The sequence below is a fragment of the Bacillus sp. FAU18 genome, from assembly GCF_056033885.1.
This window is the reverse complement of the sequence record NZ_JBVYHZ010000001.1, coordinates 1-10,788: the sequence shown is the minus strand read 5'-3', so window position 1 is coordinate 10,788 and position 10,788 is coordinate 1. Positions and strand designations below refer to the sequence as shown.

The 10,788-nt window shown below is 50.1% G+C and carries 5 protein-coding genes and 3 pseudogenes; all 8 read left to right on the top strand.

Features of this window, described 5'->3' with window-relative positions; genetic code table 11:
- Positions 1-3,266 (top strand): annotated as a pseudogene (gene srfAA / locus AC0OMU_RS00040) (surfactin non-ribosomal peptide synthetase SrfAA); the annotation flags it as partial.
- A 12-nt stretch (positions 3,267-3,278) separates the two neighbouring features.
- Positions 3,279-6,323, top strand: a pseudogene (gene srfAB / locus AC0OMU_RS00035) (surfactin non-ribosomal peptide synthetase SrfAB); the annotation flags it as partial.
- 91 nt (positions 6,324-6,414) lie between these two features.
- Positions 6,415-6,555 (top strand): competence protein ComS, encoded by a 141-nt coding sequence (gene comS / locus AC0OMU_RS00030; RefSeq protein ID WP_010886404.1) that lies wholly within the window; start codon positions 6,415-6,417, stop codon positions 6,553-6,555.
- Positions 6,501-7,673 (top strand): annotated as a pseudogene (locus AC0OMU_RS00025) (condensation domain-containing protein); the annotation flags it as partial. The gene comS and the pseudogene AC0OMU_RS00025, both read left to right, overlap by 55 nt.
- Before the next feature lie 72 nt (positions 7,674-7,745).
- Positions 7,746-8,321 (top strand): AMP-binding protein, encoded by a 576-nt coding sequence (locus AC0OMU_RS00020; protein ID WP_474240796.1) that lies wholly within the window; start codon positions 7,746-7,748, stop codon positions 8,319-8,321.
- Positions 8,322-8,365: 44 nt separating this feature from the next.
- On the top strand, positions 8,366-8,764 hold the full coding sequence (locus AC0OMU_RS00015; RefSeq protein WP_474240794.1) for an AMP-binding protein: 399 nt from the start codon (positions 8,366-8,368) through the stop codon (positions 8,762-8,764).
- Entirely contained in the window at positions 8,662-9,159 is a 498-nt protein-coding gene (locus AC0OMU_RS00010; RefSeq protein WP_474240795.1) for an AMP-binding protein, read from the top strand. The genes AC0OMU_RS00015 and AC0OMU_RS00010 overlap by 103 nt, the downstream gene beginning before the upstream one ends.
- A 129-nt stretch (positions 9,160-9,288) precedes the next feature.
- Positions 9,289-10,788: condensation domain-containing protein (locus AC0OMU_RS00005; RefSeq protein ID WP_474240793.1), on the top strand; the 1,500-nt coding region annotated here is incomplete at its 3' end.

Here is a 10,788-nt window from a genome sequence, read left to right as displayed (position 1 = left end):
CTGTTGCGGATAACCCGAACCAGCCGCTTTCCAGCCTGTCATTTGTCACTGAAACAGAAAAAGTGCAACCGCTTCTTAAGGCATGGAAGGGCAAATCGCTGCCTGTGCCGACAGACGAAACAGTTACATCAACTATCGAAGAGACTGTCCAGCGCCACAAAGACCGCCGGCTGTCACATACAACGGCCAGTCTTGGACGTACGGCGAGCTGAATGCGAAGGCAAATCGTCTTGCGCGGATTCGGGTGAACTGGTGCTATAAACCAGGATGACCGCGTCGGCATTCTCACGAAGCCGTCGCTTGAAATGTCCGCCGCGGTGCTCGGTGTCTTCGGGGCGGGAGCGGCGTTTGTGCCGATTGATCCTGACTACCCGCATCAGCGGATTGAATATATTTTACAGGACAGCGGCGCAAAGCTTCTCTTGAAGCAAGAGGGGAATTCAGTGCCGGACAGCTATACGGGAGATGTCATTCTTCTCGACGGAAGCCGCACGATTCTCGACCTACAACTTGATGAAAACGACGAGGGAAATCCAGAGACGGCTGTAACCGCGGAGAACTTGGCGTACATGATTTACACGTCTGGAACGACCGGACAGCCGAAGGGTGTCATGGTCGAGCACCATGCGCTTGTGAACCTGTGCTTCTGGCACCACGACGCGTTCAGCATGACGGCGGAGGACCGCAGTGCGAAGTACGCAGGCTTTGGATTTCAAATTGAAATTTGGGAGATGTTCCCGACCTGGACGATCGGTGCCGAACTTCACGTCATTGATGAAGCGATCCGCCTCGATAAAGTCCGCCTGAACGATTATTTTGAAACGAACGGCATAACGATCACGTTCCTGCCGACACAGCTTGCGGAACAGTTCATGAGGGCTTGAGAACACATCGCTACGCGTATTGCTCGCCGGCGAAGACGAGCTGAAACCCACAGTGAAAATGGCGTGCGCCGCTTCGTCAATAACTACGGGCCGACAGAAAATACGGTCGTTGCACAACAAGCGCAGAAATCCATCCGGAGGAAGGCTCGCTTTCCATCGGACGGGCGATCGCCAATACGAAGTTGTACGCATCCTCGGCGAGGGCAATCAGGTGCAGCCGGAAGGCGTAGCCGGAGAGCTTTGCGTGGCGGGGCGCGGATTGGCACGCGGCTATCTGAATATTGAAGACGAAACCGCGAAGCGGTTTGTTGCTGATCCGTTTGTGCCGGGTGAGCCCCTGCCCCGTACCGGCGATTTGGTGAAATGAACGGCAGGGTAGGACATTGAGTACATGGGCCGGATGGACACGAAGTTTTTGGTCCGCGGCTACCGGATCGAGCTCTCAGAAATTGAAGTCCAGCTCGCCCAGCTTTCTGAGGTGCAGGATGCGGCGGTGACAGCTGTCAAAGATAAAGGCGGCAACACCGAGCGATCGCGGCGTATGTCACACCGGAAACAGCTGACATAGAAGCACTGAAATCAGCACTGAAGGAAACTCCTGCCGAGGATTACATCTGAGTCCGGCATTCTGGGTGACGCTGAACGAGCTTCCGGTTACGGCAAACGGCAAAGTGGACCGCAAAGCCTTGCCTGAGCCGGACATCGAAGCGGGAAGCGGAGAATACAAAGCGCCGACGACCGACATGGAAGAGCTGCTTGCCGGCATCTGGGAGGACGTGCTTGGAATGTCTGAAGTCGGTGTCACCGACAATTTCTTCTCGCTTGGCGAAGATATCATCAAAGGAATTCAAATGGCGAGCCGCTTCAACCAGCACGGCTGGAAGCTGGAAATGAGAAGATCTTCTCCAGCATCCGACGATCGAAGAGCTTACCCAATATGTAGAGCGTGCCGAAGGCAAACAGGCAGACCAAGGCCCGGTGGAGGGCGAAGTCATCCTGACGCCGATCCAGCGCTGGTTCTTTGAAAAGAACTTCACGAACAAGCACCACTGGAACCAATCGGTGATGCTTCACGCCAAGAAGGGCTTTGATCCTGAACGGGTGGAGAAAACATTGCAGGCGCTGATCGAGCATCATGACGCGCTCCGTATGATCTACCGTGAGGGACAGGAAGACGTCATTCAATACAACAGAGATCTTGAAGCTGCTTCAGCTCAATTGGAGGTCATCCAGATTGAGGGCCAAGCTGCAGATTACGAAGACCGTATAGAGAGAGAAGCGGAGCGTTTGCAAAGCAGCATCGACTTGCAGGAAGGCGGCTTGTTAAAAGCAGGCTTGTTCCAAGCGGAAGACGGAGACCACTTGCTTCTTGCCATTCATCACTTAGTGGTTGACGGCGTGTCGTGGCGGATTCTACTGGAGGATTTCGCCGCAGTATATACACAGCTTGAGCAAGGCAATGAACCGGTTCTCCCGCAGAAAACACATTCATTTGCAGAGTATGCAGAGAGATTGCAAGACTACGCGAACTCCAAAGCTTTTTTGAAAGAAAAAGAGTATTGGAGACAGCTTGAAGAACAAGCAGTCGCGGCAAAGCTTCCGAAAGACCGCGAATCTGGTGATCAGCGAATGAAACATACAAAGACAATTGAATTCTCGCTGACTGCTGAAGAGACAGAACAGCTCACCACAAAGGTGCATGAGGCATATCACACAGAAATGAATGATATTTTGCTGACGGCATTCGGATTGGCAATGAAGGAGTGGACGGGTCAAGATCGAGTAAGTGTTCATTTAGAGGGGCATGGACGTGAAGAAATCATAGAAGACCTGACCATTTCCCGCACAGTCGGCTGGTTTACAAGTATGTACCCAATGGTGCTCGATATGAAGCATGCGGATGATCTGGGCTACCAGCTGAAGCAAATGAAAGAAGATATCAGACATGTGCCGAATAAGGGAGTCGGATACGGCATTCTGCGCTATCTGACGGCACCGGAACATAAAGAAGATGTGGCGTTCTCGATTCAGCCGGATGTCAGCTTCAACTATTTAGGTCAGTTTGACGAAATGTCGGATGCAGGTTTGTTTACGAGATCAGAGCTGCCATCAGGACAGTCATTAAGCCCTGAAACAGAAAAACCGAATGCGCTGGATGTTGTTGGATATATCGAAAACGGAAAACTGACGATGTCACTGGCCTATCATTCTCTTGAATTTCATGAAAAAACAGTACAAACATTCAGTGACAGCTTTAAAGCGCATCTTCTCAGAATCATTGAACATTGCCTATCTCAAGACGGTACGGAACTGACCCCGAGTGATCTTGGTGACGACGATTTGACGCTGGATGAGCTGGATAAATTAATGGAAATTTTCTAATAGAGGTGGCATATGAGCAAAAAATCGATTCAAAAGGTGTACGCACTGACACCAATGCAGGAGGGAATGCTGTATCATGCGATGCTTGATCCGCATTCTTCCTCGTACTTCACACAATTAGAGCTTGGGATTCACGGCGCTTTTGATCTTGAAATCTTTGAGAAAAGCGTCAATGAACTGATTCGGTCATACGATATTCTCCGTACGGTATTTGTGCATCAGCAGCTGCAAAAACCGCGTCAGGTCGTGTTAGCGGAACGCAAAACAAAGGTGCATTATGAGGATATCAGTCATGCAGACGAGAACCGCCAGAAAGAGCACATTGAGCGTTACAAACAAGACGTTCAGCGCCAAGGCTTTAACCTGGCAAAAGACATATTGTTCAAGGTAGCGGTTTTCCGCCTTGATGCAGATCAGCTGTATCTTGTCTGGAGCAATCATCATATTATGATGGACGGCTGGAGCATGGGCGTCCTCATGAAAAGCCTGTTCCAAAACTATGAAGCGCTCAGAGCAGGCAGGACACCGGCAAACGGTCAGGGCAAGCCTTATTCCGATTACATCAAGTGGCTTGGAAAACAGGACAATGAAGAAGCGGAGAGCTACTGGAGCGAGCGCTTGGCGGGTTTTGAACAGCCAAGCGTGCTCCCGGGCCGCCTGCCTGTAAAAAAAGACGAATACGTCAATAAAGAATATTCCTTTACATGGGACGAAACATTGGTTGCCCGTATTCAGCAAACCGCAAATCTCCATCAAGTGACAGGGCCTAACCTATTTCAGGCCGTTTGGGGCATTGTTCTCAGCAAATACAACTTTACGGATGATGTTGTCTTCGGAACGGTCGTCTCAGGAAGGCCGTCTGAAATCAACGGAATTGAAACGATGGCGGGGCTGTTTATCAACACCATTCCGGTGCGGGTGAAAGTTGAACGAGATGCTGCATTCGCTGATATTTTCACAGCTGTTCAGCAGCATGCAGTAGAGGCAGAGCGTTACGATTACGTGCCGCTCTATGAGATTCAAAAACGCTCAGCCCTTGATGGCAATCTCTTAAACCATCTGGTCGCGTTTGAAAATTATCCGCTTGATCAAGAGCTTGAAAACGGCAGCATGGAAGACCGCCTCGGGTTTTCGATTAAGGTAGAAAGCGCATTTGAACAAACGAGCTTCGATTTCAACCTGATTGTGTATCCAGGCAAAACATGGACCGTCAAAATTAAATATAACGGAGCCGCCTTTGATTCCGCTTTTATCGAACGGACAGCGGAGCACCTTACCCGCATGATGGAAGCAGCTGTCGATCAGCCGGCCGCTTTTGTGCGTGAGTACGGGCTTGTTGGAGACCAAGAGCAGCGGCAAATTGTCGAGGTGTTTAACAGCACGAAAGCCGAATTCCCTGAAGGAATGGCTGTTCACCAAGTGTTTGAAGAGCAAGCGAAACGGACGCCGGCGAGCACTGCCGTCGTATATGAAGGAACCGAGCTGACGTACCGCGAGTTGAATGCAGCGGCTAACCGTCTGGCGAGAAAGCTTGTCGAACAAGGGCTTCAAAAAGGGGAAACAGCAGCGATTATGAACGACCGCTCAGTAGAAACCGTTGTCGGCATGCTGGCTGTGTTAAAAGCAGGCGCCGCATATGTGCCGCTTGATCCAGCGCTTCCTGGGGATCGTCTTCGTTTCATGGCAGAGGACAGCTCTGTTCGAATGGTTTTGACCGGAAATTCTTATACAGGGCAGGCACATCAGCTGCAGGTGCCGGTTCTTACACTGGACATAGGCTTTGAAGAGAGTGAAGCGGCTGACAATCTCAACCTGCCATCCGCCCCGTCTGATTTGGCGTACATCATGTACACATCCGGTTCAACGGGCAAACCGAAAGGCGTCATGATCGAACATAAAAGCATTCTGCGCCTCGTCAAAAATGCCGGGTACGTTCCTGTTACTGAAGAGGACCGCATGGCGCAAACGGGAGCTGTCAGCTTTGATGCCGGAACGTTTGAGGTATTCGGCGCACTGCTGAATGGCGCAGCGCTTTATCCGGTCAAAAAAGAGACGCTGCTTGATGCGAAACAATTTGCTGCATTTCTGCGTGAGCAAAGAATCTCGACGATGTGGCTGACGTCACCTTTATTCAACCAGCTTGCCGCAAAGGATGCTGGTATGTTCGGCACACTGCGCCATTTAATCATCGGCGGAGACGCACTTGTCCCGCATATAGTCAGCAAAGTAAAACAGGCATCGCCGTCACTTTCATTGTGGAACGGATACGGCCCGACAGAAAACACGACGTTTTCAACCAGTTTTCTGATCGACCGTGAGTATGGCGGCTCTATCCCAATCGGGAAGCCGATCGGAAATTCCACTGCCTACATCCTGGATGAGCAGCAATGTCTGCAGCCAATCGGCGCGCCTGGTGAGCTTTGCGTAGGCGGAATCGGTGTAGCGCGAGGATATGTGAATCTCCCTGAGCTGACGGAGAAGCAATTTCTCGAAGACCCGTTCAGACCGGGTGAGAGAATTTATCGCACTGGTGACTTGGCAAGATGGCTGCCGGACGGCAATATCGAATTTTTAGGCAGAATCGACAACCAAGTGAAGGTGCGCGGCTTCCGAATTGAGCTTGGCGAAATTGAAACAAAACTGAACATGGCTGAGCATGTGACAGAAGCTGCGGTGATCATCCGCAAGAACAAAGCGGATGAAAATGAAATTTGCGCGTACTTCACGGCGGATCGTGAAGTGCCTGTGAGTGAGCTGAGAAAAACACTGTCTCAGTCTTTGCCTGACTATATGGTCCCTGCCCACCTGATTCAAATGGAAAGTCTGCCGCTCACGCCAAACGGGAAAATCAACAAAAAGGAACTGCCTGCACCGCAATCAGAAGCCGTGCAGCCGGAATACGCAGCACCAGAAACAGAGAGTGAAAAGAAATTAGCGGAGATCTGGGAAGGAATACTCGGCGTCAGAGCAGGCGTTACCGATAACTTCTTTATGATCGGCGGTCATTCTTTGAAAGCGATGATGATGACGGCGAAAATCCAAGAGCATTTTCATAAGGAAGTTCCGATAAAAGTGCTTTTTGAAAAGCCGACTATTCAAGAACTGGCACTGTATTTGGAAGAGAACGAGAGCAAGGAGGAGCAGACGTTTGAACCGATCAGGCAAGCACCTTATCAGCAGCATTATCCTGTATCCCCGGCCCAGCGGAGAATGTATATCCTCAATCAGCTTGGACAAGCAAACACAAGCTACAACGTCCCCGCTGTACTTCTGCTGGAGGGAGAAGTAGATAAAGACCGGCTTGAAAACGCGATACAGCAATTAATCAATCGGCACGAAATCCTCCGTACATCGTTTGACATGATCGACGGAGAGGTTGTGCAAACCGTTCATAAAAACATATCGTTCCAGCTGGAGGCTGCCAAGGGACAGGAAGAAGACGCGGAAGAGATAATCAAAGCATTTGTTCAGCCGTTTGAATTAAACCGCGCGCCGCTCGTCCGTTCGAAGCTTGTCCAGCTGGAAGAAAAACGCCACCTGCTGCTCATTGATATGCATCATATTATTACTGACGGCAGTTCAACAGGCATTCTAATCGGTGATCTTGCCAAAATATATCAAGGCGCAGATCTGGAACTGCCACAAATTCACTATAAAGATTATGCAGTTTGGCACAAAGAACAAACTGATAATCAAAAAGATGAGGAATACTGGCTCGATGTCTTTAAAGGCGAATTGCCAATACTGGATCTTCCCGCGGATTTCGAGCGGCCTGCTGAACGGAGCTTTGCGGGAGAGCGCGTGATGTTTGGGCTTGATAAGCAAATCACGGCTCAAATCAAATCGCTCATGGCAGAAACAGATACGACAATGTACATGTTTTTGCTGGCGGCGTTCAATGTACTCCTTTCCAAGTACGCGTCACAGGATGATATCATTGTCGGCTCGCCGACAGCTGGCAGAACACATCCTGATCTGCAAGGTGTGCCGGGTATGTTTGTCAACACGGTGGCACTCAGAACGGCACCAGCGGGGGATAAAACCTTCGCGCAATTCCTTGAAGAGGTCAAAACAGCCAGCCTTCAAGCATTCGAGCACCAGAGCTATCCGCTTGAGGAGCTGATTGAAAAGCTTCCGCTTACAAGGGATACAAGCAGAAGTCCGCTGTTCAGCGTGATGTTCAACATGCAGAATATGGAGATTCCTTCATTAAGATTAGGAGATTTGAAGATTTCCTCGTATTCCATGCTTCATCATGTTGCGAAATTTGATCTTTCCTTGGAAGCGGTCGAGCGTGAAGAGGATATCGGCCTAAGCTTTGACTATGCGACTGCCTTGTTTAAGGACGAGACGATCCGCCGCTGGAGCCGCCACTTTGTCAATATCATCAAAGCGGCCGCGGCTAATCCGAACGTTCGGCTGTCTGATGTAGATCTGCTTTCATCTGCAGAAACGGCTGCTTTGCTAGAAGAAAGACATATGACTCAAATTACCGAAGCAACCTTTGCCGCTCTTTTTGAAAAACAGGCCCAGCAAACACCTGACCATCCTGCGGTGAAGGCTGGCGGAAATCTGTTGACCTATCGCGAGCTTGATGAACAGGCGAACCAGCTGGCGCATCATCTTCGTGCCCAAGGGGCCGGAAATGAAGACATTGTCGCGATTGTTATGGACCGGTCAGCTGAAGTTATGGTATCCATTCTCGGTGTCATGAAGGCGGGGGCAGCTTTCCTTCCGATTGATCCTGATACACCTGAAGAACGAATCCGTTATTCATTAGAGGACAGCGGAGCAAAAATTGCGGTCGTGAATGAAAGAAACATGACGGCTATTGGGCAATATGAAGGGACAATCGTCAGCCTTGATGACGATAAGTGGAGAAATGAAAGCAAGGAGCGCCCATCATCGATTTCCGGGTCTCGCAATCTTGCATATGTCATTTACACCTCTGGTACTACCGGAAAGCCGAAGGGCGTGCAGATTGAGCATCGCAATCTGACAAACTATGTCTCTTGGTTTAGTGAAGAGGCGAGCCTGAAGGAAAACGATATGTAACCGTATTGCTTTCATCTTACGCATTTGACCTTGGCTATACGAGCATGTTCCCCGTACTTCTTGGCGGGGGCGAGCTCCATATCGTACAGAAGGAAACCTATACGGCGCCGGATGAAATAGCGCACTATATCAAGGAGCATGGGATCACATATATCAAACTGACACCGTCTCTGTTCCATACAATAGTGAACTCAGCCAGTTTTGCAAAAGATGCGAACTTTGAATCCTTGCGCTTGATCGTCTTGGGAGGAGAAAAAATCATCCCAAATCACGTCCTTGCCTTCCGTAAGATGTATGGACACACGAATTTATCGATCCCCCCGGCCCCCCCCCCCCAACAATCGGCGCCATCGCCGGGCGGGTTGATCTGTCTGAGCCGGATGCATTTGCGAACCGCCCGACAATCGGACGGCCGATTGCGAATGCCGGCGCGCTTGTCTTAAATGAAGCATTGAAGCTTGTGCCGCCGGGAGCGAGCGGACATCTCTATATCACGGGACAGGGGCTTGCGAGAGGGTATCTCAACAGGCCTCAGCTGACAGCCGAGAGATTTGTGGAAAATCCATATTCGCCGGGCAGTCTCATGTACAAAACCGGAGATGTCGTACGAAAACTTTCTGACGGTACGCTTGCATTTATCGGCCGGGCTGATGATCAGGTGAAAAACCGCGGCTACCGCATTGAGCCGAAAGAAATTGAAACGGTCATGCTCAGCCTCAGCAGAATTCAAGAAGTGGTTGTATTAGCGGTTTCCGAGGGCGGCCTCAAGAGCTTTGCGCGTATTATACGTCGGATCAAGCTATTGAAAAAGCAGAGCTCCGGAACCAGCTTTCCCTAACACTGCCGTCTCATATGATTCCTGCTTTCTTTGTGCAGGTTGACGCGATTCCGCTGACGGCAAACGGAAAAACCGACAGAAACGCTTTGCCGAAGCCGAAAACTCGCGGCACAATCCGGAGGCAAGGCCTTGGCCGCACCGGAGACAGCGCTTGAAGAAAGCTTATACCGCATTTGGCAGAAAACGCTTGGCATAGAAGCCATCGGCATTGACGACAATTTTTTCGATTTAGGCGGCCATTCATTAAAAGGGATGATGCTGATTGCCAACATTCAGGCGGAATTGGAGAAAAGCGTACCGCTTAAAGCACTGTTCGAGCAGCCGACTGTTCGCCAGCTGGCGGCTTATATGGAGGCGTCTGCCGTTTCAGGCGGCCATCAAGTCCTCAAACCGGCTGACAAGCAGGATATGTATCCATTGTCATCCGCACAGAAACGGATGTACGTGCTCAATCAGCTTGACCGCCAGACGATAAGCTACAACATGCCATCTGTTTTTCTAATGGAAGGCGAGCTTGATATTTCGCGCCTGCGCGACTCACTCAATCAGCTTGTGAATCGTCACGAATCATTGCGGACGTCATTTATGGAAGCTAATGGTGGACCTGTTCAGCGCATCATTGAGAAGGCGGAGGTTGATCTTCATCTGTTTGAAGCCAAAGAAGACGAAGCGGACCAAAAGATTAAGGAATTTATCCGGCCATTCGACTTAAACGACGCACCGCTCATTCGCGCAGCTTTGCTTCGAATAGAAGCGAAAAAACATTTGCTGCTTTTAGATATGCATCATATCATCGCAGACGGCGTCTCAAGAGGCATTTTTGTAAAAGAATTGGCGCTGCTTTACAAAGGAGAGCAGCTTCCGGAGCCGGCGCTTCATTATAAAGATTTCGCCGTTTGGCAAAATGAAGCTGAGCAAAAAGAACGGTTTAAGGAGCATGAGGCGTACTGGCTGTCGGTTCTTTCAGGAGAGCTGCCAGAGCTTGATCTCCCGCTCGATTACGCCCGTCCGCCTGTGCAAAGCTTTAAAGGAGATACGATCCGTTTCCGTACGGAAAGTGAGACGGCAAAGGCGGTAGAAAAACTGCTTACGGAAACCGGAACGACCTTGCACATGGTGCTCCATGCTGTTTTCCACGTCTTTTTAAGTAAAATTTCCGGACAGCGGGATATCGTCATCGGCTCCGTTACTGCCGGCCGGACGAATGCTGATATTCAGGACATGCCGGGAATGTTCGTCAATACACTTGCCCTGAGAATGGAAGCGAAAGAACAGCAAACATTTGCGGAGCTTTTGGAGCAAGCAAAGCAGACGAACCTGTCAGCGCTTGAGCATCAGGAGTATCCGTTTGAAGATCTGGTTAATCAGCTTGATCTCCCTCGGGATATGAGCCGAAACCCATTGTTTAATGTGATGGTGACGACAGAAAACCCTGATAAAGAACAGCTTGCATTGCAAAATCTGAGCATTTCACCTTATGAGGCTCATCAGGGAACTTCTAAGTTTGATCTGACACTGGGCGGATTTACCGATGAAAATGGCATTGGCTTGCAGCTCGAATATGCGACAGATCTGTTTGCGAAAGAAACAGCTGAAAAATGGAGCGAATACGTTCTGCGGCTACTAAAG